Raw genomic sequence first — 2,153 nt, forward strand, 5'->3', positions numbered from 1 at the left:
CCGGCGCCCCGCCCGCACCCCCCCCGGGGGGGGGGCGCCCACCCGGCGGACACCGGCGCCCGCGGCGCCCGGTCGACCCGCACCGGACCCGTGCACCCTGATCGAAACGGAACGACCGTGACCCTCACTGCCGAGGTGACCACGCCTCCCGCGTCGGACGCCCCCCGGTCGAGCGCCGTGCGCAAGCGCCGCAAGGCCGCCGAGACCCGCGCCGGGTACGCCTTCCTGGCCCCGTGGCTCCTGGGGTTCTTCCTCCTGACCGCCGGCCCGATGCTCGCGTCGCTGTACCTGGCATTCACCAACTACAACCTCTTCGCGCCGCCCGAGTTCACGGGCCTGGAGAACTTCCGGCTGCTGTTCTCCGACCCCAGCTACCTCAAGGCGTGGCAGGTCACGGCCACGTACGTCGTGTTCGGGACGCCCACCAAGCTCATCGCCGCGCTCGCCGTCGCGATGCTGCTGAACAACCGCCGTCGCGGCAAGGGGTTCTACCGGTCGTCGTTCTACATGCCCTCGCTCGTCGGCGCCTCGGTGTCGATCGCCATCGTGTGGAAGGCGATGTTCATCGACGACGGCATCGTCGACCAGATCGGCCAGTTCTTCGGCGCCCCCGGCGGCGGCTGGGTCGGCGACCCGAACCGCACCATGCCGATGCTCATCCTGCTGACCGTCTGGCAGTTCGGCGCCCCGATGGTCATCTTCCTCGCGGGCCTCAAGCAGATCCCGAACGAGCTCTACGAGGCCGCGTCGGTCGACGGCGCCGGGCCCGTGCGCAAGTTCCGCGCGATCACGCTGCCGATGCTCTCGCCGGTCATCTTCTTCAACCTGCTGCTCGAGACGATCCACGCGTTCCAGATCTTCGCGTCCGCGTTCATCATCTCCAACGGCACCGGCGGTCCCGCCCGGTCGACGCTCTTCTACACGCTGTACCTCTACCAGCGCGGGTTCGTCGACTTCCGGATGGGCTACGCGTCCGCCATGGCCTGGGTGCTCGTGGTCGTCGTCGGCATCATCACCGTCATCTTCTTCCGCAGCTCCAAGTTCTGGGTGCACTACTCCGGGGAGGGCAAGTGACCACCATCGCCACCGCGCCGGGCGGGGCCTCCTCGGTCGAGCGCTCCGCCGAGCTGCGCCGCCAGCACCGGTCCCGCGAGCGGGTCAAGTCCGTCGGGTTCCACGCCCTCGTCCTCGCGGTCGTCGTCGTGATCCTCTACCCGGCCGTATGGATGCTGTCCTCGTCGTTCAAGCCGAGCAGCGACATCGTCGGCAACGTCAGCCTCGTGCCCGACGCCGCGACCTGGGCGAACTTCGCCAAGGCGCTCGACGGCATCGGCGGCGTCTCGTTCTGGACGTTCTTCACCAACTCGCTGATCCTCGCGGTCGGCTCCGTCGTCGGGATCACGCTGTCCTGCTCGGTGTCCGCCTACGCGTTCGCGCGGATCGACTTCCCCGGGCGCAACGCGTTCTTCGCGCTCATGATCGGCACGCTCCTGCTGCCGTTCCACGTCGTGATCATCCCGCAGTACATCGTGTTCTCCCGGCTCGACCTGGTCGACACGTTCATCCCGCTGCTCATCGGCAAGTTCCTCGCCGCCGAGGCGTTCTTCGTGTTCCTCATGGTGCAGTTCATGCGGAACCTGCCCCGCGAGCTCGACGAGGCCGCCCGCATCGACGGCGCCGGCCACGTGCGGATCTTCACGTCGATCATGCTGCCGCTCATGAAGCCCGCGCTCGTGACGAGCTCGATCTTCGCGTTCATCTGGTCGTGGAACGACTTCTTCGGCCCGCTGCTCTACCTCAAGGACCCCGACCTGGCGACGATGCCGCTCGCGCTGCGGCTCTACGTCGACCAGACCACGACGTCCGACTACGGCGCCCAGATGGCCATGGCCGTCCTCGCGCTCGTGCCCGTCCTGCTCTTCTTCCTCGTGTTCCAGCGCTACCTGGTCGAGGGCGTCGCGACGCAGGGCCTCAAGGGCTGATGACGCGTGCGCTGCGGGGCGGTCCGGCTTCGGCGGGGCCGCCCCGCCGTGCGAGCCTGGACGCCATGACCGACGCGAGCACCGGACGCCCCGACGACGCGACGCCGCGTCCCGACGACGAGCGTCGCGCGGACCGGCCGGGCGGCCGCGCCGACCCGGCCGGGCCCGGGG

General features: G+C 69.5%; 2 protein-coding genes. Both read left to right on the forward strand.

Going from position 1 to position 2,153, the window contains the following annotated elements; translation table 11 throughout:
• Positions 1–177 precede the first annotated feature (177 nt).
• Positions 178–1,074, forward strand: a complete 897-nt coding sequence (locus CBZ_RS17395) for a carbohydrate ABC transporter permease (RefSeq protein ID WP_373862192.1) — start codon at positions 178–180, stop codon at positions 1,072–1,074.
• Positions 1,071–1,982: a carbohydrate ABC transporter permease gene (locus CBZ_RS17400; protein WP_130782741.1), complete on the forward strand. Its 912-nt coding sequence runs from the start codon at positions 1,071–1,073 to the stop codon at positions 1,980–1,982. The genes CBZ_RS17395 and CBZ_RS17400 overlap by 4 nt, the downstream gene beginning before the upstream one ends.
• Positions 1,983–2,153: the final 171 nt, after the last annotated feature.

It is taken from the genome of Cellulomonas biazotea (assembly GCF_004306155.1).
In the GTDB taxonomy this organism is placed as follows: domain Bacteria; phylum Actinomycetota; class Actinomycetes; order Actinomycetales; family Cellulomonadaceae; genus Cellulomonas; species Cellulomonas biazotea.